The sequence below is a fragment of the Trichocoleus sp. DQ-A3 genome (assembly GCF_039961975.1).
In the GTDB taxonomy this organism is placed as follows: domain Bacteria; phylum Cyanobacteriota; class Cyanobacteriia; order Cyanobacteriales; family FACHB-T130; genus FACHB-T130.
This window is the reverse complement of sequence record NZ_JAMPKC010000002.1, coordinates 660641-685636: the sequence shown is the minus strand read 5'-3', so window position 1 is coordinate 685636 and position 24996 is coordinate 660641. Positions and strand designations below refer to the sequence as shown.

The following is a 24996-nucleotide window of genomic DNA, read 5'->3' as shown; positions in this document are numbered from 1 at the left end:
AAGATTCTTCTTCACCCGCGATCGCATGTTCTGTTTGATAGCGATAGAATCAGGACATGGCTTGAATAATGTAGTCGAAATAAGGAGCCGCTGCTATTGCATCGTCCTCGTTGAGTAAGTCGAGAGAGGCTTTTTTCAAGCAACGGATAGATTCAGCCATGCCTGGGACAGGAACGCCGAGGGAATTGTACATTTCCCGCACGCCAATCAAACCAATTTTTTCAATCGGTTCCTTGTCACCGGAAAGAACTCCGTAGGTAATTAGACGCAAGTACCAGCCGTAATCCCGCAGGCACAGCGCCCGTTGCCGCTCCCCGTAGGCATTGCCCCCTGGCGCAATGAAGTCAGGACGTTTTTGCCAGAGCTGCTTACTGGCTTCTTGAACAATTTTTTTCTCATTTTCAGCCAGCGTATTGGCGATACGCACCCGCTGTGCGCCAGTTTGCAAAAAGTCTTTGATGCTGTTGAGTTCGCCACTACTGGGGTAACGAAGTTCGTCGTCTGCTTTGAGAATAACTTGGCTAACTACACTCATGATTATCGGGATGATTCAGAATATCATTCGTAGTTTAACGAGTCCGTGGGACACAAATAAAGAGACAGAGATAATATGTCACTAACAAAATCACTAAATACAGGTTCTAGCGAGGCGGGTGAAGACCTTTGGCAACAAGGTCAACTGGTGGAAATAATCATCAGCGATCTTAGTGACAGCGGTGACGGGGTGGGTCGTTTGGGAGGTCGGGTGGTTTTTGTCCCGGATACGGTTCCGGGCGATCGCGTTCTCGTACGCTTAGTGCGAGTCAAACCTCAATATGCCCACGGCAAATTGGACGAGATTTTGGAAGCATCTAGCGATCGCATCCGTCCATCCTGCATTGTGGCAGATAAGTGTGGGGGCTGTCAGTGGCAGCATATTGACTACCAACACCAGCTAGAAGCCAAGAGAAATCAGGTGATCCAAGCCCTAGAACGCATTGGCGGGATCGCCCAGCCAACGGTCGATCCCGTCCTAGCCGCTGCCGATCCGTTGGGCTATCGCAACAAAGCGACCTATCCGGTAAAACGGTCATCTACGGGTCAAGTCCAAGCAGGTTATTACCAAAAAGGCAGCCACCACCTGATTAACTTGAATCAATGCCCGGTTCAAGACTCGCGTTTGAATCCCTTGCTGGCAGAAGTCAAGCAAGACATCCAGGAGCGGGGTTGGGGAATTTATGACGAAAAACTTCACCGAGGGAAAATCCGTCATTTGGGGCTGCGGATTGGGCGACGCACGGGCGAAATATTGCTAACCTTGGTCGTCAAAGATTGGAATCTTGCCGGGATCGATGCTCAAGCTCAGGAGTGGTTAACTCGGTACCCCCAGCTAGTGGGCGTCTCGCTGAACTGCAATCCCGATCGCACCAATGCAATTTTTGGCAGGGAAACCCGCTGTATCGCCGGACAACCTTACTTGCTTGAGGAATTCGCGGGTTTACAGTTCCAAGTGCGTCCCGACACCTTTTTTCAAGTTTATACAGAGCAAGCTGAAGCGCTGTTACAGGCGATCGCTGATGAACTGGAGCTCCAAGGCAATGAGGTGCTAGTAGATGCCTACTGCGGCATTGGCACGTTAACCTTGCCGTTGGCGCAGAAAGTAAAGCAGGCGATTGGGTTGGAGATACAGCCAGAAGCAGTCGAGCAAGCGACTCTCAATGCCCAATTGAATAACATCACGAATGTAAACTTTTATACGGGAACCGTAGAGACGTTGTTGCCCAAGCTGGAGGTGAAGCCAGATATTGTATTGCTCGATCCCCCGCGTCAAGGATGCTTTAGCTCAGGACATCCGAAGGACGGTCGTGATGTCTTAGAAACCCTCTTAGAAATTCAGCCGAGTCGGATTGTCTACGTCAGCTGTAAACCCGCTACCCTAGCCCGCGATCTCAAATTATTGTGTCAATCGGGCGGCTATAAGCTAACCCGCGTACAACCTGCTGACTTCTTTCCCCAAACGTCTCACGTTGAATGTGCCGCCGTTCTTGTACGCCAATGACGGCCCTCTGTAGTGTACTTGACTGAGGTTCGGGGTGGCTTTTTTAGAAGATTTTGTTACAATAGAGAAAGTGGTTTATCCTACAACTTTTAGGATAGAAAGCACTCCTCTAGAGGTCAGAAGTTAGCAAGTTATTCGTATCCGTCAGAAAGCTAGCAATTTGCCAAGTAATCTAACGGAAAAATGTAGTTGGTATCCTCGATTAAAAAAAGAGAGTACCGGACAAATACGCAATGATTAATGCTTGGCGATAGGTGTACTTAAGCCTGGACATCATCTCGAATCTACGTGATTCCTCTGATTGTACGCACCTGATTGTACGCAAGAGATGTTGTACGCATAAGATGGGTCTAAAACTACTCGTATCAAAGCTGTATAGCGCTACGCGCATACCCTTCGGCATCTGACTGTTAATTCTATTGAATGAAAGTCTAGAGGTTTTTTGAGTGATTGCTATCTCACAGCGTCCGGTAAGGCGAACTTGGGGCACGATAAGCTTCGCTTCTACCCTCTACCTTTGTCCCGTCCTGGATCTTCTCTTAGCTCAGATTCCATCTCGGTGGCAAGCAGAAATTCGGTTAGGGCTGCAAGAGGCGCTAGTCAATGCAGCAAAACACGGCAACAAGCTCGATCCCAGTAAGACCGTGTCCGTCCGCTTTTCGATGGTAGAAGGACAATACTGGTGGGTAATTTCAGACGAAGGAACGGGCTTTTCTCCCCCCTGTGATTGCCATTCTGACCCCGAACAACATCTCCCTGACGACGAAGCAGAAAGCGGCAGAGGAATGTGTATCCTCCACCAAATCTTCGATCAAGTCCACTGGAACCACCAGGGAACGGAACTTAGACTCTGCAAGCAAGTCAAAAATCGCTTCCGGCAACCCCTGCTTTTCTAACGCCCGACTTTTCTAACGGTTGTGTCCATGAGTTGGGCAAGGCGGTGCTGAGATAGATTTGTCCAGCCAGCCAGAAGCCTGCTGAAAGCGCACTAACGCTTCTTCCGGTTGATCTTTGAGGAGAAATACCAGTGCGGCGATGGCTTGTTCGCCAGCGCGAACTTTGCGGTTAGACTTGAGCCGATGCCAATCATTCGGGTGAATACTCAAACGTTCTGCCAGAGCTTGAGCGAGTTCCAGGGTACTTAGTTCGTTCAAGTCAGAGGTTTTAGAAAGCTGGGTCGGTTGAGACATACTGAAGATAGACTCGCATTTATCCCTACTCTACTGTATGCCGCGCCGTCCCAAAGGATCAGATCCATCACCTTCCCCACTTGGGGATCAAGAGCAATTTGAGCGATCGCTCTTGGACGTTGAGACTTCGCTTGCGGATCTCAAAGAACGCTATGCCCAAGTGCAGCAAGACAAGCAACGGCAAGCAGAACTCCAGGAACGATTAGACGAGATAAAAAAGGAACAAAAGCTTTCCCAGCAGCGACAACTTCAAGTCGAGCTGCGGCGCATCAAAGAAGAGCTGGATACTATAGAACTTAACTTAGAAAGTCGTCTATTTTCTTGGGACAGTTTAAAAGAACCTTTTTGGCAAGCTGTCCGCTTTGCAGGACTTGGCATTGTTGTAGGCTGGATCTTGAAGTCCTGCGCTGGGTAGGGGTTAGCAGGTTGAAAAGGTGGCAAGTTGAAAGTTAAAGCTTCAACCCTCAATTTTCAACCCTTTAACTATCGAAACCTTCACTTAGCAGATAACAACAGATAACAACATGGTGACTCGACGGATTGCAGACATATTGCGAAATGGTCAGCCAGATGAGCCGCTGACGATCAAAGGCTGGGTACGAACGAAGCGAGAATTGAAAGAATGTGCCTTTGTTGAAGTCAACGATGGCTCATCAATGGCTAATCTTCAAGTTGTACTCAATCCGGATTTGTCAGATTATGGAAACATCATCAAGCAGCTGAACACGGGTGCTTCTGTAGAAGTTGCGGGTGTGCTGGTAGAGTCTCCGGCAAAAGGACAGCGGATTGAGCTGAAGGCAGAAACGGTGAAAGTTTATGGGGAAGCCGATCCCGAAACCTATCCGTTGCAAAAGAAACGTCACTCATTTGAGTTTTTGCGAACAATTGGACATTTGCGATCGCGCACCAATTCCTTTGGCGCAGTGTTCCGCGTCCGCAACGCCTGTTCCTATGCAATTCACCAATTCTTTCAAGAGCGAGGATTCCTCTGGGTTCATACTCCGATTATCAGCGCTAGCGACTGTGAAGGGGCGGGAGAGATGTTTACCGTCACCAACCTCAACCTGAAGGATATCCCCCGCACAAACGCTCAGGAGATTGACTACAGCAAAGACTTTTTTGGACGCCCTGCCTATCTCACCGTCAGCGGGCAACTGGAAGCGGAAGTCATGGCGATGGCATTCAGCAATGTTTATACTTTTGGCCCCACCTTCCGAGCAGAAAATTCCAATACTTCTCGCCACTTGGCAGAATTTTGGATGGTAGAACCAGAAATGGCTTTCTGCGATTTAGAAGGCAATATGGACTTAGCAGAAGCCTTCCTGAAGCACGTTTTTAAGTATGTGCTGGATACGTGTCCTGAAGATATGGAGTTTTTTAACCAGCGGATTGATAACTCCGTTCTCGCTACAGCAGACAATATCATTAACAACGAGTTTGAACGGTTGGCTTATACGGATGCGATCGCGCTTTTGGAAAAAGCCGATAAAAAATTCGAGTATCCCGTCAAATGGGGCTTGGATTTGCAGTCAGAACACGAACGCTATCTGGCTGAAGAAGTCTTCAAAAAACCTGTCATCCTCACCGACTACCCAGTAGAAATTAAAGCCTTTTATATGCGTTTGAGCGACGATGAAAAAACCGTCCGCGCAATGGATATCCTCGCTCCCAAAATTGGCGAAATTATTGGGGGATCGCAGCGGGAAGAACGTCTGGATGTGCTAGAACGACGAATTCAAGCTCAAGGGCTAAATCCAGCAGATTATTGGTGGTATCTCGATTTACGTCGCTATGGCACGGTTCCTCACGCTGGCTTTGGTTTGGGGTTTGAGCGCTTAGTACAATTTATGACCGGAATGGGCAATATTCGAGATGTGATCCCCTTCCCTCGTGCGCCATTGACTGTAGATTTTTAAGTTCAGTAGAGTGGGCAATACCCACTCTACTGAAAGCCCAAAAAGCACAAGGGCAAAGTATGAAATCTTGAAACTATATTTAATTAGCTGACTTGACACGACGGCGGCTGCGACTTAGTAGGGCAAGCGCACCGAAACCGAGCAAAGAGCCAACAGTACCAGGCTCAGGGACGGAAGTGGCAGCAAGACCAACAATATTGCCGCCGCCACTGAAAGTGCCTAGTGTCGTAGCAGCACCTGTGCCCAAGTTGATGCTGTAAATGTTCGAGCCAGAAGCTGCGAAGGCATTATTGACGATGCTACCTCCCTTCTTGGTCGTTACAATGTCAAATCCTCCAGTTTCGCCGAAATCAACACCCAGGGAGCCTATCGTGTTCAGGATGCCAGCATTGGGTGGGTTCTGCTGAACCAATGTGTCGAGAGCAAAGTCAATTCCGTATAGTGCGGTTGTAGTTGTCCCAGCGAAGTTGTTGGTGTAGGTCGCAGCGGTAATATTGGGGTTAGCTCCGAAGTTGGGATCGCCAGATGCATAGTTTAAGGTTCCATCAGTAATCACTGCACCAGTGTCCACGTTTATGCGAAGGTTTTGGTCATTGCTACCGACAAGCCGCAGGCGGTCGGGTACTGGGTTGAAGTCAAATCCAGACTCGAATCCTCCCGTGAAGGGAGTGCTGAGGGTCTTCACGAAAGTAGCAGCACCCGTGGTGGTGTCAATGGTATAAATACCGTTTTTGTCTGTGACACCGTAGAGGAGACCATCGGCTGGTCGAAAGTCAATCCCTAGCACAGTCCCATCAACCCCTGCAATCTTTACGGTGCTAGAAATCTTGGAAAGTTTGCGGTTAAAGAAAACTAGGCTGTTATCGTCGTTCAGACCAATCAGCTTCATGGTCGCTGCCTCTGCGGGTTTAGCAACGCCGAGCAGATCGAACATCGTAGCTACAATTAATGCCGCGATCGCTGTACCAAGCTTAATTAGTTTCATGGGTAGTTCTCCGACTGCTAATTTTTTCTAGTTTTGTCAGCCAAGCTCAACAAGTAACTAAAACTACGCAAATATGCTTAGTTTTAACGGTGATTGACAATGACTGTGTACTGTACGGAGGAACTATCACTACGGTTTTCGGTCAGAGTCTATCTTTACAAATTCTTTAATTAGCAGCCTCTTTTCTCTCAAAAGATGAAGTTTTGATGAAGTTTTGCTGAAATGCTTGTTTAAACTACGCATTGTAAAACTACGGAAAGCAGAAACTTTCAGTTTGTGTTTCAAGGCAGTGTGGAAGTATAGCAACAGCCAGGGCGGTTAGGACGCTAAGTATAGAACATACTCCATAGCATCGCGTAGACAAACAAACTGGTCGAGTTGTTTGCGAATTCAACTTTTGAGCCAAGACTTGAGCCAAGGATTTGCGTTAAAACACTTCTTTGTTGATTCCGTAAGAGTTGACGCTTTAGAGAGTGTTCCACTACGAAATTTTCGATGTAACGCTTGAAGGTTTTTAATTGAGGCGGTGCTTTTTTAGTTTACTTCAAATGTTTAATTGGAACATCAACAAGCTTCTGTAGTTCGCAAGCAACATCTACTCTATGACATTTAGATGAGTCCATCTCAGCACACAATAGTAAAATCGTGCCGACTTCAGCAAGCTTTGAAATTTCTATTAGTGTTTCACGCGCTTTATCATAATCAGGAGGAATCCAGTTACTTTTACCAGATGTATTACCTAGAGATTCTTTTGATAAATACTTAATTTTTTTATAACTACAAATTTTTTCTATCTGCTCTTTGTACCATTGACGACTCCAAGCACGAGGGCTTAATCTAACGTCTATTACACAAGTGACATTAAATTCATGTAAGTAATCTAAAAAAACTTCGTGGTTTGTTCTATTTCCATAACCAAAAGTCAGGATGAGTCTATCCATATTAGAAATAGTTTTAGAATCATCTTCTGTAGCAATAATAGCCATTTTTATTCAGAAAAAACTGAGCTGTTCATATTTTACTATAGGTGGGTACACTAAACCAATAATCATAAAATTCTGGGGATGGCTTTTTAAATTCCCAACAATAAAATAAAGCTCTTTATCATACATAAAGCTGCTTTCGAGTTTTTGCCTAACTTTCTCCAATGCTTCATTCTCCTTAGAGTATAAATCAGCTAATTTTGAGCGTTCTCTACAATTTCTGTACAACTGCATGATTTCCCAGTCGGTGATTGTATATTTGTGTTTAACGTCATCATTATCTGTAAATTCATATCCAAACTTATAAGGAATTTTCTCTAATGTTGACAATGGATTGCTTGGTTCTAGTAAATCGAGCAACTCGAGCTGATCCTGCACGGCTTGCTGCTTATCGCTCCATTCACGTTCTACTGGCTTGCAAAAATATTTACTTATATTTTTAGGCTTAATTAAACCTAGAGTTTTATTTTGTTTTTTAATACTATTGATGGAATCAAACTGAAAAGGGAAAATGAAAGATTTTATTTTTCCCCAATTATTCTCCGTCCCGACTTTTCTAAGGACACTTATAGAATCATCATCTATCCTATAACTTTCAGGTCTAGCATCCTTATCATTTTTTTCTATTCGAGCGCTGATAATACTCCATCTAGGAAATTTTTTATCGACTTCTAGCTCGCGGAAACGAATAGGATAAATGCGAATCCAACTTTTAGGATTTTCGTCGTCATCCAATAAGATTCCAGCCGTACAAACAGTTTCTTTGTATTTGGTGCTTATTGAAGGATAAGTCTTTGTTGCAATTAGTATTTTATTTCTTTCCATATAAGTTAACCTTCTTTAAATTCAAGGTGGCTTGGCGGTGCAAAGGGGAAAAGTTGGTTATAGGCTAGGCTACAAGGCCTGCTAGTGATTGTTGGCGCACGGGATCTCTGCCAAACCGTGAAATTTTCGATGCAAAAGAGCGATCGCGTTGCGCCGAAGAAGTCCGTTCGCTTTTGCTGGAACCATCGCCCCACTCGCTCAAAGCTGTTGAGATATTCTATGCGCTGTCGTAGAAGGGTCTTTTGGCGCAGGCGACTCTAGCTCAAACCCGTGCTTTTTGTACCAGTTGATAAGACCTGGAGTGGTGGCGATATCTTTGTGAGTCAAGCAACCGTAGATGTGTGTCATCCCCTTCTGGCGAGCGAAGTCAAGCGCAAACTTCAGAAGGTAAGTGCCTAGTCCTTTGTTGCGGTAGTTTCTAGGTTTGAGTTTAAATACTTTCCGCCACCTTGGGATCTCTACGACATCATCATCATCATTGGAGATAATCAAGTCGCTTATTTTCATTTCTCCTGGTGGATCGACGACGCATTGAAGCCGACCAACTTCATTATTTTGATATTGCAGCTTGACGACAAGAAGCCCGGATTCATCGTCATAATCGCCTTTCATCTGGTACTGGCGACCTTGCTTATCTTTAACTAATTGCTCTATCTCCTGAGTCATCCAGCCGTTCTCGTAGACTTTCTAAAGTTCCAAGGCATGATGAGTTCCGCTTGATTCCAAAACCCAAGTCGCTGTTATAGGTGTACTTGTAGCGATGGCGCGATTATCTATAAATTACTTCTTGGAAGTTATTGCTTATGGTGCATTAGGCGTCTATATAGCTTGGGCAGCCCATAGCTTATTCCACCAAATTCTAGCTTTAGGGCAGGTAAAGCGCTAATTGAGAAGTAAGCTCTATTTACACCAATGAAGTAATTTTAGTGAAAGCTGGAACCATAATATTGCCACTGTTAAATGGAAGCATAAGCCTGCCGTTGCGGCAAAGTTATGGGTAAAGTCACAAGGAAGCTAGAAGGCACAAACTCACAAAAAAAGCTGGTGACAAGATTTGAACTTGCGACCGGCTGATTACAAATCAGCTGCTCTACCCCTGAGCTACACCAGCAACCAATGTATAGAATAGCAATTTTTGAATTAAATATCCAGTCCTTTCAGTATTAATACTCAATTCTTTCCCAGGAACATCAGCCAAATCATCAAAACTAATTTGGGCTGGAGTCGCGATTGCCCTCGCCTTCATCTTTGCCAAACCTCTGGCTGAAATTTCCTTGCGTAACTAGACACAAACGTTCTCAGTTGCTGTAGGATGTATGTTCGTAACCATAAATTACGGTATCCCGACCGACTTACCGGGGATAAAAGGAGAGCGTTTCATGCGTTTGTGGCAAATTACTCGGCTTAAGGCACTTCAACCGTGGAAACAACAGACAGCCAGATGGCTAAAGGTCACTTCCCGGAAGGGTTTTGTGTTTATGTTCCTGTTGGGGATGAGTTTAAGCGTAGCGATCGCATCTTGCGCCCCCAGTAACTCTAATTCCCCTTCCCCGACAACGACTGCCGCAGGTGGTGCCAGCCCAGCGGCAAAAACCGGCGATGCACAAGTAACCCTCGTCTCCTACGCGGTGACTCGCGCTGCTTACGAAAAAATTATTCCCCAGTTCACCGCTAAGTGGAAACAGGAACGCAACCAAAACGTTACCTTCAACCAAAGCTATGGTGGATCTGGCTCCCAAACCCGTGCCGTAATCGATGGTTTAGAGGCGGACGTTGTAAACCTGGCCCTGGCTCTTGATACCGAGAAGCTTGAGAAAGCCGGGTTAATTGAAGCTGGTTGGGAGAAAGAAGCACCGAATGGTGCAATTGTAACCAAATCTGTTGCAGCACTGGTTACTCGCGAGGGCAATCCCAAAGGAATTAAAACCTGGACAGACTTAGCCAAAGATGGCGTGCAAGTCATTACAGCTAACCCCAAAACTTCTGGTGGCGCTCGCTGGAACTTCTTAGGTTTATGGGGTTCAGTGACCAGAACCGGCGGTGACGATGCCAAAGCCCAAGAATTAGTCACCAAAGTTTACAAGAATGTCCCCGTGCTACCGAGAGACGCCCGCGAAGCCAGTGATGTCTTTTTCAAGCAAGGACAGGGAGATGTCTTAATCAACTATGAAAACGAAGTAGTATTGGCTGGGCAAAACGGTCAGAAACTTCCTTATGTCGTGCCCGATACGAACATCTCCATCGACAGCCCGGTCGCCGTTGTGGACAAAAACGTTGACAAACACGGCACGAGAGAAATTGCAGAAGCGTTTGTCAAGTTTCTATATACCCCAGAAGCCCAACGAGAATTTGCCAAAGTGGGATTCCGACCCGTTGATCCAACAGTAGGGGAAGAAGTCGCGAAGCAGTATGCCCCAGTTAAAACTCTCTTCACCGCTCAAGATTTGGGGGGCTGGGACGAGATCCAGAAGAAATTTTTTGATGACGGAACAATTTTTGACAAAATTCAAGCTAGCAGTAGATAAAGACTGACTAAGAGCTAATTGCTAATTGCGTCATTATCAACCAAGAAAAGACTAGGATTCATTAGCAATTAGCCACAATTAAAACCGAGAACAATTACCGAATTTCATCATTCTTTAATACTGGATACTTTTCTATGGCTGTATCGGCTCCTCCTCAACAAACTTCTGTTTGGAAAAACCCATTTCGCCAGATAAGCAGTATGTCCTGGCCTTGGCGGATTACCTTGGGGTATCTCACCATCATGCTCATCCTGCCAGTGTCTGCCCTTGTGTTGAAAGCAAGTACAGAAAAACCGATTGATTTTTGGAGAATTGCCACCAGTCCCATTGCTCTTGCAACCTACGATGTTACCTTCATCACAGCCTTCATTGCGGCACTGCTCAACGGAGTGTTTGGCGTGTTAATTGCTTGGGTTTTGGTTCGCTATGAGTTCCCATTCAAACGGTTCATTGATGCAGCCATTGATTTGCCCTTTGCACTGCCTACCTCAGTCGCGGGTTTAACACTGGCAACGGTCTACAGCGATAACGGCTGGATTGGTTCCCTGCTAGCACCTTTGGGAATTAAGGTGGCATTCACGCGCTTGGGAGTGGGGGTGGCGATGGTGTTTATCTCCTTGCCATTTGTCGTGCGAACCTTACAGCCTGTATTGCAAGAAATGGAGCATGAAGTCGAAGAAGCCGCTTGGTCTTTGGGAGCCTCTAAATTTCAGACATTCTGGCGAGTTGTTTTGCCACCTTTAATGCCAGCGATTTTAACGGGTGTAGCGTTGGGATTTGCGCGTGCTGTTGGAGAATACGGTTCGGTCGTAATTGTGGCGGCGAATGTACCTTTTAAGGACTTAATCGCATCCGTGTTGATTATTCAGCGATTGGAACAGTATGACTATTCCGGAGCAACGGTGATTGGGACTGTTTTATTAGTAATTTCGCTGTTAGTTCTAATCGTAATTAATGTTTTGCAAGCGTGGGGACGAAAGTATGAACTCTAATGTAGCAGGGAAGTCTTTTAATCCAGAATTAAAAACTCCTCAAGTCTCCCCAAACCAGAAGGAAAAAAGCTGGGTAAAAGTTGTTTTGATCGGGGTAGCGATCGCTTACTTGGCTGTGATTTTGTTCATTCCAGCTATCAACGTCTTTGTGCAAGCATTTAAGGGAGGGTTTGGCCCGTTTATCCACAATATGACGGAACCCCATTTTCTCCATGCCGTAAAGCTGACTATCTTGATCGCCCTAATTGTCGTACCGATGAATGTCGTGTTTGGACTCTGTGCAGCGTGGGTGGTCGCACGACATCGATTCCGGGGTCGAACCTTTCTGATCAGCCTTCTAGACATCCCCTTTGCCGTATCCCCAGTCGTCGCTGGACTGATGATCGTGCTGCTCTATGGACGCAACGGTTGGTTTGGTCCACTGCTAGCGGCGGCAAACATAAAAATTATTTTCGCCGCGCCTGCAATGATATTGGCGAGTGCTTTTATTACGATGCCCTTCGTCGCCCGTGAAGTGATTCCCGTTTTGGAAGAAGCTGGTTCAGATCAAGAAGAAGCGGCTAAAACGTTGGGTGCAACTGACTGGCAAATCTTCTGGCGCGTCACTCTGCCGAATATTCGCTGGGGCCTCCTCTACGGCGTCATTTTGACCAACGCCAGAGTCATGGGCGAGTTTGGTGCCGTCTCGGTTGTATCTGGCAATATTGCGGGCAAAACTCAAACTTTGCCGTTGTTTGTGGAGGAAGCTTATAAGCAATACCAGACTCAAGCATCTTTCTCAGCCGCCGTTCTACTTGGGGCACTTGCGTTAGTTACCCTGGTCTTGAAAGAAATTCTAGAGCGTAAAACCAGTATTAAAGATGTTGAATAGGAGGAATTGAGGACTATGTATAGTACAAATGACTTGCCTGTAAATACATCAAAACCTGCTCAATCTACGACTGGGCACGAAGATAACAGACCTACTAAAATGCGTGTCAGAATCCGCATTCCCAAGGAATATCAGGAAGATCCCATCATCTCGCGACTAGTCTCTCACCACGGTGTCACAGTTAATATTGCTGCTGCCCTTTTAGGAGCCAACGCTAGAGATGATGGCTGGTTTGACCTAGAACTCTCAGGATCGACTCGCCAACTTCAAAGCGCCTTAACTTATTTGAATGAACTGGATCTAGAACTGTGGGGCAAATCTGACAGCGAACAAGATGGGTGGTAACGAAAATTTAAAAAGGCAAAATTAATAATTTCAATTATTAATTTTGCCTTTTTATTTGTTAAGCCATATTACTCTCAATCGCCCAACGAGCTAACTCCGTGCGGTTATGGAGATTCGTTTTACCTAACATATTGGATACGTGGCTCTCAATCGTGCGCTGAGAGACGTTCATCTGCTCAGCAATTTCTCGATTTGCCATACCTCTTGCCACAAACTGAACTACTTTCAGCTCGGTCGGGGTTAATTCTACAGTGTCAGGTACCTGGAGTTTCGACCCTCCTTCGGTTCCTCTAGCTGGATGATGAATTAGGCGAGTGGCCTGCTTAAGAGAAGATTCCACTTGCGCCACCAATTCTTCTGGCTCAAAGGGCTTGACCATGTAGACATCTGCCCCAGTATTGAGACCCTTGACTCGGTCTTGACTTTGACCTTTCGCTGAGAGGAATAGAACTGGAATCCAGCTGATGCGGGGATCTTCTCTGACGTGTTGCACAAGGGCAATTCCGTCCATCTCTGGCATCATGACATCACAGATAATCATGTCAGGAATATCATGCTCTAGAACTTCCAGTGCTTCCCGACCATTTTCAGCGGTGATGACTTCGTACCCCCGAAATTCCAGGTAGTCCTTGACCAGCAAAATCAGGTTGGGGTCGTCATCAATCAGCAACAGTCGTTTGTTATCTCTTATACTGGTGTCTTTCATGCTGTGCCACTCGCCAAGCCTGGAATTGTGAAAATTTAAACCGTTTTGTACGTATAGTTTACGTTTTTTTCAGCACCCTGCTGCACCGACTCCTACTAAGTCTAGGCAATTCCTATAATCTCTTTTTAGAAAATTATAGTCACTGACATGGGTCACAACGACGAAAATCTAGTAGGTACACGGAAGAATATAACGTAGCTACTATGTTACTGTATAGGGTTTTGGTAGTGGATGAACTAAGAAAGCGTATTCTTGCACAATTTTGTTGCCAATCAGATGTTCTTGGATAATCCGCTCAATGACTTCAGGAGTCGCTCCACGATACCAAACACCATCTGGGTAAACGACTAGAATTGGGCCTTGGGAGCAAACTCGCAGACAGTTTGCTTTGGTGCGGAAAATGCAAAGAGGGCTTTTGTCGGAAGGCTTGTCTAGTTTTAGCTCTTTAAGTCGCTTTTTCAAGTAATTCCAAGATTCTAAACTGGTTTCCTTGGAGCAACACTGGGGTAAGGTTGGATCGGCACAGATGAAGACATGGCGCTGAATTTGATTCAGTCCCAAGGTCTGCACACAAGCGGCGAGAGCGTTTGGGTCTGATGATTGACAAGTTTCAGGAATTTCAGGGCTAGACTCAGCCACTGTGTTTTCAGTCATTATTTATTTGATTTCCTTGGAAGAAGCGAGATATCCGTTTTTTAGGAGATTTTAGCGGTTCCAATTTTTTTTAGCAGATTGAGTGCGATCGCGCTATGCCATCCCAATGACTAAAGCCCTCTTTGTGTCTTAAGCATTTCTACTAAAGTCTTCCGACAACCGGATAAGTTCGGGAACCCGTACAAAGAATTTTGTTGCGATCGCACACTGGTTGGGCTAAATTAGCACTCAGAGGTTGAGAGTGCTAATTCTCAACGAACGAATCGTGTGTCTTGAGTCAAACCTGTAATAGGAGCGAAGTTTGTATGGCAGCTGTATCTCTAAGCGTATCCACTGTTAAGCCGCTGGGCGATCGCGTTTTTGTGAAAGTGAGCGCTGCTGAAGAGAAAACCGCTGGTGGAATTCTTCTTCCTGATAATGCCAAAGAAAAGCCTCAAGTAGGGGAAGTCGTCGCTGTGGGACCTGGCAAGCGCGATGACAAAGGCACTCGTGTTGAGTTGGAAGTCTCTGTGGGCGACAAGGTTCTCTACTCCAAGTACGCTGGCACAGACATCAAACTCGGCACAGAAGAGTATGTTCTGCTTTCAGAGAAGGACATTTTAGCAGTCGTTTCATAAAGTTATGAGTTCTGAGTTGAGAGTTCCCAGTTAAACACATCTGCTTAACTCAACACTCAAAACTCAATGCTCAACACTCCTTCAAAACTCAAAACTCAAAACTCAAAACAACTGAGGAACTATGGCTAAGCGCATTATTTACAACGAAAACGCTCGTCGCGCCCTGGAAAAAGGGATGGACATCCTAGCTGAAGCTGTGGCTGTCACTCTCGGCCCTAAAGGCCGCAACGTGGTACTAGAGAAGAAGTTCGGCGCACCACAAATCGTGAATGATGGTGTCACCATTGCCAAAGAAATTGAATTAGAAGATCACGTTGAAAACACGGGTGTTTCCTTAATTCGTCAAGCCGCTTCTAAGACCAATGATGCTGCTGGTGATGGCACCACGACTGCAACCGTTCTCGCTCATGCAATTGTAAAAGAGGGCTTGAGAAACGTTGCTGCGGGTGCAAATGCAATTTCTCTGAAGCGCGGGATTGACAAAGCCACTGGCTTCCTGGTGGAAAGAATTGCCGAACACGCCAAACAAGTAGAAGATTCCAAAGCGATCGCTCAAGTTGGTACCATCTCTGCTGGTAACGACGAAGAAGTTGGTCGGATGATCGCTGAAGCGATGGATAAGGTGGGTAAGGAAGGCGTCATCTCCCTGGAAGAAGGGAAGTCCATGACCACCGAACTGGAAATCACCGAAGGGATGCGCTTTGACAAAGGCTACATCTCTCCCTACTTCGCTACCGACATGGAGCGGATGGAAGCGGTTCTGGAAGAGCCTTTCATCCTGCTGACCGACAAGAAAATCACGCTTGTCCAAGACTTAGTGCCCGTTCTGGAGCAAGTCGCTCGTGCTGGTCGTCCTCTGATCATTATCGCTGAGGACATCGAGAAAGAAGCACTGGCAACCCTAGTGGTTAACCGCCTGCGGGGTGTGCTGAATGTGGCTGCTGTCAAGGCTCCTGGTTTTGGCGATCGCCGTAAAGCAATGCTAGAAGACATTGCCGTTCTCACTGGCGGTCAGCTGATCACCGAAGATGCTGGTCTGAAGCTGGAAAGCACCCGGTTAGAAATGCTGGGCAAAGCTCGCCGCATCAACATCACCAAGGACAACACCACAATTGTCGCCGAAGGCAACGAAGCTGCTGTGAAGTCTCGTTGCGAGCAAATCCGCCGTCAAATGGACGAAACCGATTCTTCCTACGACCGCGAGAAGCTGCAAGAGCGTCTAGCTAAACTGGCTGGTGGCGTCGCCGTCGTCAAAGTGGGCGCTGCGACCGAAACCGAAATGAAGGATAAGAAGCTGCGTCTGGAAGATGCCATCAACGCGACTAAAGCTGCTGTGGAAGAAGGGATCGTTCCTGGCGGTGGCACAACCCTAGCTCACCTGACTCCTCAGTTGGAAGAGTGGGCAACTGCCAACCTGAAGAATGAAGAGTTGACAGGTGCGATGATTGTTTCTCGTGCTTTGGCTGCTCCTCTGAAGCGGATTGCTGAGAACGCCGGTCAGAATGGCGCTGTCATTGCTGAGCGCGTCAAAGAGAAGGACTTCAACGTCGGCTACAACGCCGCGACGAATGAGTTCGTCGATATGTTTGAAGCCGGTATCGTTGACCCCGCTAAGGTGACTCGTTCCGCTCTGCAAAATGCCGCTTCTATCGCTGGCATGGTGCTGACCACCGAGTGCATCGTAGTTGACAAGCCTGAGCCAAAAGATGGCGCTCCTGCTGGCGCTGGCGCTGGCATGGGCGGCGACTTCGACTACTAATTCTAGTTCTTTGTGGGGTGGGCATTTTGCCCGCCCGCTTCATAAAACATCTGCCTCTACCAGGAAGCGGATGTTTTATTTTTTTACTGAAAGAAACTCAAATGAGTCACATAGGAGAACAAGAAAAAGCCTTAACTATATGGATATTGCAACCTATTGTTATTAATGAATCAATAAGATATAAATACCTTTTTTAGAACTATGTAAGTTCTATTGAGTTATCTACTTCCGAAACTCTTTTGCATTTAAGTAATTAAATAAATCCATACTTGCTTTAAACGGTTCATTAAATATCTCTGTACCCGAATACCTAAAAACTTCGTATCCGTTTGACTTCAATAAACGATCTCTTTTTCTATCATTCACGAACGATTTTTTTCCTGAATGATACTCGAAACCGTCACATTCCACTATAAGTTTAAAATTTTCATCTTCTGGTTTCCAAACTAAAAGATCGGCTCTAATTGACTTTCCATCTATTTTTAATTCTGGAAAGCTAGCTTGAATTGTAAAGTGATAAGTTTTATATCTGTAGTCGTTAAGGCGATGCTGTAATAAATATTCTTCAAAAGAACTCATTAAGTCTGAAGATATAGTTCCATCATCAGCTAATAACTGTACTTTACTTATAGTTTCATATATATTACCACGACTACAAATATCAACACTTTCTTTATAACCTTGGATGAATTCATGTATGCTTTTTGTAGCATTATGAATAGGTAAAGTAAAAATTGGTATAGGAGGAATTAATAATAAATCCTTCGCTGAAGGGAAAAGAAAATGAGTAATTATGGAATTAAAAAAAATCAATTCTATTGGTGATTCAGAATATTTATAGATTATATCTACGTTATTACTTGCTGAAAATTTTAAAATTTCTTTAAATAAAGATAAATCTTCATAAGACAAGAGAAATGAATATAAATTTTTACAAAGTTTATCAATTCTATAATTTATGACAGATAAAGTCAACTCTTTGCTAGTAAAATTTTCACGAACTTTCTTTAGTAACTCGACATCCTTATCAATATCAGAAAATTTATTCCAATTAAAATTAGCGGGTATTTTTTCTTTCATATTTAATCAAGCCCACTTCTTGCATTCATGTATTTTGTTCCTATACTGCTTGCAGGTATACCAACAACTACGCACTACTGGCGACTGTTAACGTTTGAAAACCGCGCTGTAAAGCTTCTTCAAGCGAAGAAATTGTAAATACTGGTCAAAGTTGAGGCTGGATAATAATCCGCCTACTCCCAGTATCAGCGATCCCAAAAGCAAGTACCTGATATTGTATGTAGTACATTGACCACGCAATATTCAGCAATTTATAAATTTTTGTGAAATTATTGTTTACATTTTAGACTATCAGAAAGAATAGCTAAGATAGGAGAGAGACATCTGTCTATGTTAATTATATTAGCCCTTTCAGAACAATTTGCAGATATTTTAAAATTAAATTCAAACTTATATATGGATTTTCTCGGAAGCGAGGATTGTTGCCACTTCTTGTAAAAGCTCGTTTTGTTCCTTTTGAATTAATTCTAGTCTAGAGGCAATCTCTGCTAGTCGTTGCTGTTGCTCTTGCTGAGTTGGTGGAGAATTTGAATCCGGTAAAGCTGGGATTTCAGCGTTCTTAGCACCCGTTAACTGTTTGAAAGCTAAGCCTCCAAACTTGGAGATTGATTGGAAACTAACTCCAAATAAGAGCTGAATTAGCTTAAAAGGAGCTTTCAATATTGATAAGCTAGTTGTTTCAATTAAGCGACCGACACCTTTGATTAAGCTCCCTGCGATCGCTACTGCAAACAATAAAATAACTAAGCTGACAATTGGGTGATTCGTCGCCCAGATGAATATCTGAAGTAGCCGCAAGACGGAGGGGTGAGCTTGCAGCCACTCATTGATAGAAGAAGCGATCGCTGTTTGAATTGGATTAGACATAACACCACCAGAGCTAAACGCTTTTTGCTGCGTTTGTTCGTATAGAGCCTTTGGTTCCTCAATTGTGATGTTATCGTTTTCCCGAACAAGTGCGATCGCGTCACACCTATGTTTCACATAGCACTTGCAACGGTTGAAACCGAACGCGCAGCCTATCTCTTGGGTGGCTGGTGGGAATCTCTACTGAATCTAGGCGTTGATTTGGTAATAGTTCCCACTGATAACCCCGTAGTAAGTGGGCGGCTACAATTTTCATCTCCATTTTCGCAAATGCGATTCCAATACAAATTCGTGGCCCACCACCGAAACCAATTAAACTAAAGGGACGCTGCTTGTGTTCTTGCCGTTGGGGGCTGAAGCGATCGGGATCGAAACGCTCTGGTTCGGGGTAAACCGTTGCTAGTCGATGAGTCCCGATAATCGAATACACCGCCTGCCACCCAGATGGAACTTGAAAGCCATTAAACTCAAATGGTTTGACGACACCGCGAAAACCACCCCCGACGGGCTGATGCAGTCGTTCAGTCTCGCAGAGAATTTGGTCTAGATAAGGCATTTGCCCTAATTGTTCTAAATTTACTCCTCCCCTAGCGGCAAGCTGCTGCTGTTCTTCCCTGGCGCGTTGCAGAACCTCTGGGTGACGGGCTAACTCCAGGCACAACCAAGTCAGCATTGAAGTGGTCGTTTCATGCCCAGCGAAGAGTAACAGCATTGCTTGGGCGCGGATTTCCTTTTCGCTCATGCCGTTACCGTCTTCATCCTTAGCTTGTAATAAAAGGCTGAGAACGTCTTTAGTCGGATGTTGCTGGCGATCGCGTACCACGTTGCCCAAATGCTCTAAGATTTCGTTACGGGCCGCGATCGCTTTCCCAAACTGCGTAAACGGTAAAGGCAGCGGATTGATGGCAAACAGCCCATTCGTTAGTCTTGTAAACAACTGGCTCAACCGTACCGCTTCTGGCCCCGGATTCGTACCCAGCAATAATTGACTAGCAATATCAAACGTTAGCAGTTTGAATTCATCAAACCAGGTAAATTCCTGTTTCTGCTGCCATTTTTCGAGATAGCTTTGCGTAATTGACTCCATTGTGGCAACGTAGTTTCCTAACGCTGCGCCATGCAAAGCTGGCATCATCAGGCGGCGATTTCTCCGATGCTCCTCGCCATCTTGCACAAATAGTGATTCGCCCAGCAGCATTTTAAAATTGTCGGGCCACCCCTGCTGCCACGAGAAACAATCCATGTGGCTGGAGAGAACAAATTCAGCTGCCTCTGGCCCCACCATAAAAACCGTAGGTTTGCCAATAACATGACTCTTAAAGATAGAGCCATATTGCTGATAGCGCTTTTCGATAAATTTGGGGTCGAACACAAACGCGAGTGTTTCGCCAAGCACCGGCAACCCCATCCTACCAGGAGGAAGTTTATCACTGTTCATTATTGTTAATCTGCGTTAAAAGTTATAAAAAAATGAAGTATAAAGAGAAACTTCAGGGTTCTTCTTTTATACTTCATTTTTTGGTTTATCTAACAGTTAAAGACTGTTTTCAACCCAAATCTAAATCCGTCACGGCACCGACACTGCTAGAAGAAACTAACTTGGCATATTTTGCCAGTACGCCAGTTGTATAACGCGGTTTAGGCGGTTGCCAAGCAGCGCGACGACGCTCTAGCTCTTCATCGGGTACATGAAGGTGTAACAGGCGATCGCGTGCATCAATTGTAATCGTATCGCCTTCTTCCACGAGAGCGATCGCGCCTCCTACAGCCGCCTCTGGGGCTACGTGACCGACAACCATGCCGTAAGTCCCACCAGAGAAGCGTCCATCGGTAATCAAGCCAACAGCATCCCCTAATCCCGCACCAATCAGGGCAGAAGTGGGAGCCAGCATTTCTCGCATTCCAGGGCCACCCTTGGGACCTTCGTAGCGAATCACTAGGACATCTCCACGGTTGATCTTGCCAGCCAGAATGGCTGCTAAAGAAGCTTCTTCAGATTCAAACACCCGCGCTGGGCCGGTTATTGAAGGGGTTTTGACGCCGGTAATTTTGGCAACAGCCCCTTCCGTTGCCAGATTGCCTCTCAGGATGGCTAGGTGCCCTTGAGCATACATCGGGTTATCCCAGGGACGGATAACATCTTGATCAGCACGGGGCTGTTCTGGGACATCTGCCAAGACTTCAGCAATGGTTTGTCCGGTGATAGTCAGGGCGTCTCCGTGTAGCAAATCGCGGACCAGGAGCATCTTCATCACCTGGGGAATTCCACCGGCTTTGTGGAGGTCAGTGGCGACATACTGACCGCTAGGCTTGAGGTCGCACAAAACTGGAACGCGGGCACGAATCGTTTCAAAATCATCCAGGGATAATTCGACCCCAATCGTATGGGCGATCGCGAGTAAGTGCAGCACGGCATTCGTAGAACCGCCCACTGCCATAATTACAGAAATGGCATTCTCAAACGCTTTTCGGGTAACAATCTGTCGCGGTAAAAGTTGTTTTTTAATTGCCTCTACTAGGACAAAAGCAGATTTCTCAGCACTTTCTGCTTTTTCAGCATCTTCTGCTGCCATTGTGGAAGAATAAGGCAAGCTCATCCCCATCGCTTCAAAAGCGGAAGACATTGTATTGGCAGTGTACATTCCGCCGCAAGAACCGGCACCCGGACAAGCCTTGCGTTCTACTTGCAGCAACTCATCCGTGTCAATTTTCCCGGCACTGTGTTGCCCCACCGCTTCAAAAGCACTCACAACCGTCAAATCGCGCCCGTTGTGATGTCCCGGTTTAATCGTACCGCCATACACGAAAATAGCCGGAATATTCATCCGAGCGATCGCAATCATCGCTCCGGGCATATTCTTATCGCAGCCCCCAATTGCCAGCACTCCATCCATACTCTGCCCGTTGCAGGCAGTCTCAATCGAATCGGCGATGACTTCCCGCGACACCAGGGAATACTTCATCCCTTCGGTGCCCATCGAAATGCCGTCGCTGATGGTAATCGTGCCGAACATCTGAGGCATCGCCCCAGCCACCTTGGCTCCAGCTTCAGCCCGTTTCGCTAAATCATTTAACCCCATATTGCAGGGGGTAATGGTGCTGTACCCATTGGCAATTCCCACAATGGGTTTCGTAAAATCCTCATCTCCAAAACCAACAGCACGTAACATAGCCCGGTTGGGCGATCGCTGTACGCCTTGGGTGACGACTTGGCTTCTCAAATTCTCCGGCATTCTCTGTCCTTAAGATTGCTTTTCGGTGGATCGGCTATTCTCTTTGCAGGTTTGGTGTTTGAGAGAAGGTCTCCCCATATAACTAGATTACAGGAATCTTCTTGTCAAAGAGCTACCCGCTGACAGCTACCAGGTGGCAGCTATTTTGTAACAATTAGAGTTAATTGAGCGGAGTTGAGCGCTCAAGTTAGGAATAAGATTCAGTAGCTAGAGATTAACCTCTAGTTCTCATGATTATTTAGGAGTTTCCAGCCTTGTAAATCTTTGATAGAAAATGCGCGAACTAACAAGTCAGCGCTAGGCTAACGCCTCGCTTCGCTGTTTTCATGCCCAAAGGGCTGTACGCTATTGCCACCCCTCCGTCAAAATTCTAGGCGCGGTGAAGCATAGTGACTTTATCCCACACTTAACCTTACGGTTATAGTGTAAGCTTTCTCAACCTCACGGCTACTGGTTCTAGTATCCAACAGGCAAACTCGCTCTAGCATCTACACTGACTGAATGTCCAACAATTAAACTGACCCAGGCTCCAAACGCGAGTTCCACCGTTTTTGAATCCCGCTCGAAGTGAAGGATCTAAACAAATGTTCGCTCTACCTGTGTACCCAGGAGGTTTTACGCACTCAAGGGTTAGGGAGTGTCGCCTCCTGCTTCAACGTGTCATGGTTCTGTGTCGATCCCAATCGTCGATTAGAACCTTTATTTTTGGCTTTGAGCGTCTGTCATCCCACCCTTGGGCAGTTGGCATAGACTGCGATCGCTATTTTCCTGCCACTCTAGGAGAGGGGTTGAACCCCATCCCTAACGACTGTAGCGGCAGTACCCTGAAGGGAGGTCTAGATGGATGCCGATGAACTGAAACGTCTCTACGCAGCAGGCGAACGAGATTTTCGAGAGGTAAGTCTGCGGAGAGCAGACCTAATGGGAATTGACCTGAGCGAAGCGAACCTGCGGGGAGCAGACCTGCGTGAAGCAAATCTAATTGGGGCATACCTCATCGGAGTGAACCTACGCGAGGCAAATCTAAATGGAGCGGTTCTCCGCGCCAATCTCAGTGAGGCAAATCTTATCGGCGCTAGCCTGATTGACGCCAACCTGAGCGAAGCGATTTTAACTGAAGCGAGTTTGCGAGCTGCCAATCTCAGCGGAGCCAACCTCGCCGGAGCTAACCTGAGTCACGCTCTTTTGAGCGAGACTATTCTCCGCGATGCCAATCTGACTGGAGCCAAACTGATTGATGCACCCTTGAGTCGAAGCAACTTGACGAATGCTACGTTGATTGGAGCTGTGCTGGAAGGTGCAAACTTAACGAATGCCATTCTAATTGGAGCCAACCTGGAGAAAGCCAACTTAGCGAACGCTGTTTTAAATGGAGCCAGTGCAATTGGAGCAAATCTCACGCAAGCAGACTTGAGCCGCGCCAAGATGAGCGGAACCAATCTGACAAATGTCATCTTAATTAAAGCCAATCTGAGGGGAGCAAATGTAAGTTGGGCGACTCTGCGAGGAGCGAATCTCACCGGAGCTAACTTGTACAGGTCAAAACTATGCTGGTCAAACCTGACTGGGGCAATTCTCACTGAAGCGGTTCTCATTGACGCTAACCTAAATCGGGTCAATTTCCGTGACGCCGATATGACTGGTGCCATCATGCCTAATGCAGCCACGCACGAGTAGCGAAGTGACAAGTCAGCGCTAGGCTAACGCCTTGCTTCGCTGTTTTCATGCCCAAAGGGCTGTACGCGATCGCCAGCCAGATTTTAGATTGGCAATTCATCGAAAATCAATCTAAAATCCAAAATTCCTAAGTCCACGCTAACTGGAAGCAATTTAGAGGCAATAGAAATGGATGGGGATGAGGTTTTAACACGATATGCTGCTGGAGAACGGGATTTCCAGAAGTTAGATTTGAAGGCGGCAAATCTGGAAGGAGCTAACCTACGCCAGGTCGATTTCAGCGAGACGATTCTGGAGGGAGTTAACCTAGCCGGAGCCAACCTGCGGGGGGTGAACCTAACAGGTGCCGATCTGAGTGGAGCAAACTTGAGTCGTGCTGATCTCACGGGTGCCGATCTCACGGGTGCTGACTTGATCGGAACCAATTTTGATAAAGCCAGACTGATTGGAACAAGGCTTGTTAAAACCGAACCGATTGGTGCTGAGCTAACTGGAGCGAACTTAACTGGCGCAAATCTAACTGGCGCAGATATGAGAAGGGCAAACTTGAGCTACGCCAACCTCAGCGATGCAATCTTGTGTGAAGCCAATCTGACTAGCGCCCTCCTCATTGGAGTAAATCTGAATAGAACCGACTTAATTAAGGCGAATTTGAGTCAAGCCGACTTAAGTGAAACTGATTTGAACGGAGCCGATTTAAGTGGAGCGGAATTGAGCGGGACAATTATGCCAGTTGAACACTTTACACCCAGCGAGAGCAAATGAGCCGCGATCGCTGGTAAATTCAACGATCAAATCCCACGATCGCGCCAAACTTAGTGGTAGAGATGCAATTCCTGCCAGTCTTCTACAATCTAGAAGCTAAAATCCAAAATATCATTTTGGATTCGACTCGCTTAAAAATATCACGTGATGGGCACACGCGCTTTCTACCAGTATTAAGAAATTTACAACTAAAATTATTAGGGGCAGTCACTAGTGTGCTACCCCTAAGTCAGAAAATCAGAGACGCAGGGCAACAATGCTGTGCGGAAATGAGCTATGCGGAAATGAGAAATTTACGAGTTATTGGAATCCCCGCCGACAACTTGCGACTTGAGAGCTTTAAACTCCTCGGACAACTCCTGACGATTAGAAGCTCGGAGTAAGTAGCGGTACACAAACCAGGCTGAGTAGCCAATTCCTACCAGTTCAAAGGTCGGCGCTAGCAGAGGAATATCATTAAGCGCATCCAGAACCGCCAGTGTCACCTTCACGGTAATGATGCCAGCTAATATTAGACCTAGAGTGGTCAAGGGGCGCTGGTACTCTGAGAAGAACTCACCTAAGTATTCGGGTAGTTCTGCGAAAAATGCGGAAATTTGTTCTCCAATTTGCTGCCACTTTTCCGTTGATTGGGTGGCTGGGGGTAGAGCTGCCAATTCGCCTGGGGCGTCAACTCTCATTTCTACCTGGGTTTTTTCGGTCTCTGGAGCGGAATAATCAGTTTGCATGGTGTCCATATCCTCCATATCGTTGTTTTAGGTACGATTGTGTATCGTTTAGGCAAGATAGCTGGGTACAATTGCGGGGTGAATTCCTCTTGCTCATATTATCAGACACCCCAAGACCACTTCGCTGAGTCCAGAATTTTCCGGTTAAAACTTAGTGATAATCGGGCGAGCGGTCTCCATGCATCTCCCAAAAGCGGGACGTAGCTAGAGAAAATAAAAAATTAAAAATCAAGAAACTTT

At 46.1% G+C, this 24996-nt stretch carries 26 protein-coding genes and 1 tRNA gene; 13 read left to right on the top strand and 14 right to left on the bottom strand.

The features are described 5' to 3' along the window. Nucleotides 1-49 precede the first annotated feature (49 nt). Entirely contained in the window at nt 50-535 is a 486-nt protein-coding gene (gene apcD / locus NDI44_RS06230) for an allophycocyanin subunit alpha-B (protein WP_190412828.1), read from the bottom strand. 75 nt (nt 536-610) lie between these two features. Between apcD and rlmD the strand changes: the two genes are divergently transcribed. Then, nucleotides 611-2038, top strand: coding sequence for a 23S rRNA (uracil(1939)-C(5))-methyltransferase RlmD (rlmD, locus tag NDI44_RS06225; protein WP_190412827.1), 1428 nt, complete (start codon nt 611-613; stop codon nt 2036-2038). Between the two features lie 446 nt (nt 2039-2484). Further along, nucleotides 2485-2934, top strand: coding sequence for an ATP-binding protein (locus NDI44_RS06220; protein ID WP_190412826.1), 450 nt, complete (start codon nt 2485-2487; stop codon nt 2932-2934). A gap of 12 nt (nt 2935-2946) precedes the next feature. Here NDI44_RS06220 and NDI44_RS06215 read toward each other — a convergent pair whose 3' ends face one another. After that, the gene (locus NDI44_RS06215; protein WP_190412825.1) at nt 2947-3228 is read right to left on the bottom strand and encodes a DUF6439 family protein; all 282 of its coding nucleotides are present in this window, start codon (nt 3226-3228) and stop codon (nt 2947-2949) included. A 37-nt stretch (nt 3229-3265) separates the two neighbouring features. On the opposite strand from NDI44_RS06215, the gene NDI44_RS06210 reads away from it, so the two are divergent. Then, nucleotides 3266-3643 (top strand): DUF2203 domain-containing protein, encoded by a 378-nt coding sequence (locus NDI44_RS06210; protein WP_190412824.1) that lies wholly within the window; start codon nt 3266-3268, stop codon nt 3641-3643. Nucleotides 3644-3752: 109 nt separating this feature from the next. Then, a complete protein-coding gene (gene asnS / locus NDI44_RS06205; RefSeq protein WP_190412823.1) occupies nt 3753-5144 on the top strand; it encodes an asparagine--tRNA ligase in 1392 nt (463 codons plus the stop codon). A 79-nt stretch (nt 5145-5223) separates the two neighbouring features. On the opposite strand, the gene NDI44_RS06200 is transcribed toward asnS, so the two are convergent. The 5 genes from NDI44_RS06200 to NDI44_RS06180 form a co-directional block, all read right to left on the bottom strand. Further along, nucleotides 5224-6129, bottom strand: coding sequence for a DUF4394 domain-containing protein (locus tag NDI44_RS06200; protein WP_242037062.1), 906 nt, complete (start codon nt 6127-6129; stop codon nt 5224-5226). Between the two features lie 539 nt (nt 6130-6668). Next, complete coding sequence (locus NDI44_RS06195) at nt 6669-7115, bottom strand: DUF488 domain-containing protein (protein ID WP_190412822.1); 447 nt, start codon at nt 7113-7115, stop codon at nt 6669-6671. 6 nt (nt 7116-7121) lie between these two features. Further along, entirely contained in the window at nt 7122-7937 is an 816-nt protein-coding gene (locus tag NDI44_RS06190; RefSeq protein WP_190412821.1) for a hypothetical protein, read from the bottom strand. Nucleotides 7938-8135: 198 nt separating this feature from the next. Continuing rightward, complete coding sequence (locus NDI44_RS06185) at nt 8136-8603, bottom strand: GNAT family N-acetyltransferase (RefSeq protein ID WP_190412820.1); 468 nt, start codon at nt 8601-8603, stop codon at nt 8136-8138. A gap of 373 nt (nt 8604-8976) precedes the next feature. After that, a tRNA-Thr gene (locus tag NDI44_RS06180) sits at nt 8977-9048 on the bottom strand. A 268-nt stretch (nt 9049-9316) separates the two neighbouring features. Here NDI44_RS06180 and NDI44_RS06175 point away from each other — a divergent pair. The 4 genes from NDI44_RS06175 to NDI44_RS06160 all read left to right on the top strand — a co-directional run bounded on the left by NDI44_RS06175 (nt 9317) and on the right by NDI44_RS06160 (nt 12670). Then, nucleotides 9317-10462 (top strand): sulfate ABC transporter substrate-binding protein, encoded by a 1146-nt coding sequence (locus NDI44_RS06175; protein ID WP_190412900.1) that lies wholly within the window; start codon nt 9317-9319, stop codon nt 10460-10462. Nucleotides 10463-10596: 134 nt separating this feature from the next. Beyond that, on the top strand, nt 10597-11454 hold the full coding sequence (gene cysT, locus NDI44_RS06170; protein ID WP_190412818.1) for a sulfate ABC transporter permease subunit CysT: 858 nt from the start codon (nt 10597-10599) through the stop codon (nt 11452-11454). Continuing rightward, nucleotides 11444-12325 carry a sulfate ABC transporter permease subunit CysW gene (cysW, locus tag NDI44_RS06165; RefSeq protein ID WP_190412817.1) on the top strand — a complete coding sequence of 294 codons (882 nt, stop codon included), beginning with the start codon at nt 11444-11446 and terminating at the stop codon, nt 12323-12325. Before cysT ends, cysW begins: the two co-directional genes overlap by 11 nt. 99 nt (nt 12326-12424) lie before the next feature. After that, complete coding sequence (locus tag NDI44_RS06160) at nt 12425-12670, top strand: NIL domain-containing protein (RefSeq protein WP_347275919.1); 246 nt, start codon at nt 12425-12427, stop codon at nt 12668-12670. 58 nt (nt 12671-12728) lie between these two features. Here NDI44_RS06160 and NDI44_RS06155 read toward each other — a convergent pair whose 3' ends face one another. Both NDI44_RS06155 and NDI44_RS06150 read right to left on the bottom strand, forming a co-directional pair. After that, nucleotides 12729-13376, bottom strand: coding sequence for a response regulator transcription factor (locus tag NDI44_RS06155; protein ID WP_190412815.1), 648 nt, complete (start codon nt 13374-13376; stop codon nt 12729-12731). 201 nt (nt 13377-13577) lie between these two features. Beyond that, nucleotides 13578-14030 (bottom strand): ferredoxin, encoded by a 453-nt coding sequence (locus tag NDI44_RS06150; RefSeq protein WP_190412814.1) that lies wholly within the window; start codon nt 14028-14030, stop codon nt 13578-13580. A gap of 305 nt (nt 14031-14335) precedes the next feature. Here NDI44_RS06150 and groES point away from each other — a divergent pair, with 305 nt between their 5' ends. Together groES and groL are read left to right on the top strand one after the other, a co-directional pair. Beyond that, nucleotides 14336-14647: a co-chaperone GroES gene (gene groES, locus NDI44_RS06145; RefSeq protein ID WP_190412813.1), complete on the top strand. Its 312-nt coding sequence runs from the start codon at nt 14336-14338 to the stop codon at nt 14645-14647. A gap of 121 nt (nt 14648-14768) precedes the next feature. Further along, entirely contained in the window at nt 14769-16406 is a 1638-nt protein-coding gene (gene groL, locus NDI44_RS06140) for a chaperonin GroEL (protein ID WP_190412812.1), read from the top strand. Between the two features lie 222 nt (nt 16407-16628). Here the strand turns inward: groL and NDI44_RS06135 are convergent, their stop codons facing one another. The 4 genes from NDI44_RS06135 to ilvD all read right to left on the bottom strand — a co-directional run bounded on the left by NDI44_RS06135 (nt 16629) and on the right by ilvD (nt 21586). Further along, on the bottom strand, nt 16629-17486 hold the full coding sequence (locus NDI44_RS06135; RefSeq protein WP_190412811.1) for a DUF559 domain-containing protein: 858 nt from the start codon (nt 17484-17486) through the stop codon (nt 16629-16631). 390 nt (nt 17487-17876) lie between these two features. Further along, nucleotides 17877-18470 carry a hypothetical protein gene (locus NDI44_RS06130; protein ID WP_190412810.1) on the bottom strand — a complete coding sequence of 198 codons (594 nt, stop codon included), beginning with the start codon at nt 18468-18470 and terminating at the stop codon, nt 17877-17879. Then, a complete protein-coding gene (locus NDI44_RS06125) occupies nt 18460-19791 on the bottom strand; it encodes a cytochrome P450 (RefSeq protein ID WP_190412809.1) in 1332 nt (443 codons plus the stop codon). The genes NDI44_RS06130 and NDI44_RS06125 overlap by 11 nt, the downstream gene beginning before the upstream one ends. A 109-nt stretch (nt 19792-19900) precedes the next feature. Further along, nucleotides 19901-21586: a dihydroxy-acid dehydratase gene (gene ilvD, locus NDI44_RS06120; RefSeq protein WP_190412808.1), complete on the bottom strand. Its 1686-nt coding sequence runs from the start codon at nt 21584-21586 to the stop codon at nt 19901-19903. A 662-nt stretch (nt 21587-22248) separates the two neighbouring features. Between ilvD and NDI44_RS06115 the strand changes: the two genes are divergently transcribed. The 3 genes from NDI44_RS06115 (at nt 22249) to NDI44_RS06105 (ending at nt 24028) form a co-directional block, all read left to right on the top strand. After that, nucleotides 22249-22440: a hypothetical protein gene (locus NDI44_RS06115; protein ID WP_190412807.1), complete on the top strand. Its 192-nt coding sequence runs from the start codon at nt 22249-22251 to the stop codon at nt 22438-22440. Next, nucleotides 22427-23263 (top strand): pentapeptide repeat-containing protein, encoded by an 837-nt coding sequence (locus tag NDI44_RS06110; protein ID WP_190412806.1) that lies wholly within the window; start codon nt 22427-22429, stop codon nt 23261-23263. The genes NDI44_RS06115 and NDI44_RS06110 overlap by 14 nt, the downstream gene beginning before the upstream one ends. Before the next feature lie 168 nt (nt 23264-23431). Next, a complete protein-coding gene (locus NDI44_RS06105; protein ID WP_190412805.1) occupies nt 23432-24028 on the top strand; it encodes a pentapeptide repeat-containing protein in 597 nt (198 codons plus the stop codon). Nucleotides 24029-24321: 293 nt separating this feature from the next. Here NDI44_RS06105 and NDI44_RS06100 read toward each other — a convergent pair whose 3' ends face one another. Continuing rightward, nucleotides 24322-24708 carry a CAAD domain-containing protein gene (locus tag NDI44_RS06100; RefSeq protein ID WP_347275920.1) on the bottom strand — a complete coding sequence of 129 codons (387 nt, stop codon included), beginning with the start codon at nt 24706-24708 and terminating at the stop codon, nt 24322-24324. Between the last annotated feature and the right edge of the window lie 288 nt (nt 24709-24996).

Coding starts and splice junctions, on each gene's coding strand:
- apcD (WP_190412828.1), bottom strand. CDS start 535: ATGAGTGTAGTTAGCCAAGTTATTCTCAAAGCAGACGACGAACTTCGT.
- rlmD (WP_190412827.1), top strand. CDS start 611: ATGTCACTAACAAAATCACTAAATACAGGTTCTAGCGAGGCGGGTGAA.
- NDI44_RS06215 (WP_190412825.1), bottom strand. CDS start 3,228: ATGTCTCAACCGACCCAGCTTTCTAAAACCTCTGACTTGAACGAACTA.
- NDI44_RS06210 (WP_190412824.1), top strand. CDS start 3,266: ATGCCGCGCCGTCCCAAAGGATCAGATCCATCACCTTCCCCACTTGGG.
- asnS (WP_190412823.1), top strand. CDS start 3,753: ATGGTGACTCGACGGATTGCAGACATATTGCGAAATGGTCAGCCAGAT.
- NDI44_RS06200 (WP_242037062.1), bottom strand. CDS start 6,129: ATGAAACTAATTAAGCTTGGTACAGCGATCGCGGCATTAATTGTAGCT.
- NDI44_RS06195 (WP_190412822.1), bottom strand. CDS start 7,115: ATGGCTATTATTGCTACAGAAGATGATTCTAAAACTATTTCTAATATG.
- NDI44_RS06190 (WP_190412821.1), bottom strand. CDS start 7,937: ATGGAAAGAAATAAAATACTAATTGCAACAAAGACTTATCCTTCAATA.
- NDI44_RS06185 (WP_190412820.1), bottom strand. CDS start 8,603: ATGACTCAGGAGATAGAGCAATTAGTTAAAGATAAGCAAGGTCGCCAG.
- NDI44_RS06175 (WP_190412900.1), top strand. CDS start 9,317: ATGCGTTTGTGGCAAATTACTCGGCTTAAGGCACTTCAACCGTGGAAA.
- cysT (WP_190412818.1), top strand. CDS start 10,597: ATGGCTGTATCGGCTCCTCCTCAACAAACTTCTGTTTGGAAAAACCCA.
- cysW (WP_190412817.1), top strand. CDS start 11,444: ATGAACTCTAATGTAGCAGGGAAGTCTTTTAATCCAGAATTAAAAACT.
- NDI44_RS06160 (WP_347275919.1), top strand. CDS start 12,425: ATGCGTGTCAGAATCCGCATTCCCAAGGAATATCAGGAAGATCCCATC.
- NDI44_RS06155 (WP_190412815.1), bottom strand. CDS start 13,376: ATGAAAGACACCAGTATAAGAGATAACAAACGACTGTTGCTGATTGAT.
- NDI44_RS06150 (WP_190412814.1), bottom strand. CDS start 14,030: ATGACTGAAAACACAGTGGCTGAGTCTAGCCCTGAAATTCCTGAAACT.
- groES (WP_190412813.1), top strand. CDS start 14,336: ATGGCAGCTGTATCTCTAAGCGTATCCACTGTTAAGCCGCTGGGCGAT.
- groL (WP_190412812.1), top strand. CDS start 14,769: ATGGCTAAGCGCATTATTTACAACGAAAACGCTCGTCGCGCCCTGGAA.
- NDI44_RS06135 (WP_190412811.1), bottom strand. CDS start 17,486: ATGAAAGAAAAAATACCCGCTAATTTTAATTGGAATAAATTTTCTGAT.
- NDI44_RS06125 (WP_190412809.1), bottom strand. CDS start 19,791: ATGAACAGTGATAAACTTCCTCCTGGTAGGATGGGGTTGCCGGTGCTT.
- ilvD (WP_190412808.1), bottom strand. CDS start 21,586: ATGCCGGAGAATTTGAGAAGCCAAGTCGTCACCCAAGGCGTACAGCGA.
- NDI44_RS06115 (WP_190412807.1), top strand. CDS start 22,249: ATGGTTCTGTGTCGATCCCAATCGTCGATTAGAACCTTTATTTTTGGC.
- NDI44_RS06110 (WP_190412806.1), top strand. CDS start 22,427: ATGGATGCCGATGAACTGAAACGTCTCTACGCAGCAGGCGAACGAGAT.
- NDI44_RS06105 (WP_190412805.1), top strand. CDS start 23,432: ATGGATGGGGATGAGGTTTTAACACGATATGCTGCTGGAGAACGGGAT.
- NDI44_RS06100 (WP_347275920.1), bottom strand. CDS start 24,708: ATGAGAGTTGACGCCCCAGGCGAATTGGCAGCTCTACCCCCAGCCACC.